We start from the raw sequence: 686 nt of genomic DNA on the forward strand, positions 1-686 counted from the left end.
ACAACGTGTTCGTGTATGGAAAGTTGCGTGTTTGGGGGCGAGGATTTTCCGAAGGAAAATCGGAAGCCAGCAAAGAAGCAACCAACTTTGTGTTAACCAAAACTAGCAATTTTTTATACACGGTGTTGTAGCCAGTTTTTATTTTTATTCCAAGCAATAACTTGAACTCCATTTGAGTAATGAGTCAAATTCGGTTCGTTTTTTATTAAATTTCTAAATCTTGGATAATTTACGATTAACTTTTTAAATTTGATTTCTTGAGTTGGCCATTCCAAATGATGAATGTCAAATTCATTTATCGAATCCTTTGTGTCTTGGAAAAGCGCATACCTTTCTGTTAGCCATTTGTCAAGTTCAGTTTTTTGAGTTCTTGTTTTTCCCAATTCAAATTCGATGTTCAATTGATCGTTAAACTCTTTATTAGTTGATTCATAAATTCCGTTTTGCCTTTTTATTTTTGAATAACGATATGGTAATTCCGAAATTCCTTTTGCTATTTTACAGGATGCTAATTTTCCACCTTCGATGCTCAAAAAGTAAACTCCAGTTTTATTATTTGATTTTACGTAAGTCCGAATATTTATTTCATTAAAGTCTGAAATTGGTTTAAAAGCAGGAATGTTTTTAGGTCTAATTTTTTCCATTGTAAAAGCAACAAGCGAAATCCAAGGCTTTCCTTCAAAAAG

General features: G+C 32.2%; 1 protein-coding gene. It reads right to left on the minus strand.

The window, feature by feature from the left end:
• Window positions 1-113 precede the first annotated feature (113 nt).
• Window positions 114-686: YqjF family protein (locus CDH50_RS15035; RefSeq protein WP_100613116.1), on the minus strand; the 573-nt coding region annotated here is incomplete at its 5' end.

Origin of the sequence: Confluentibacter lentus (assembly GCF_002806995.1) — a bacterium.
In the GTDB taxonomy this organism is placed as follows: Bacteria; Bacteroidota; Bacteroidia; order Flavobacteriales; family Flavobacteriaceae; genus Confluentibacter; species Confluentibacter lentus.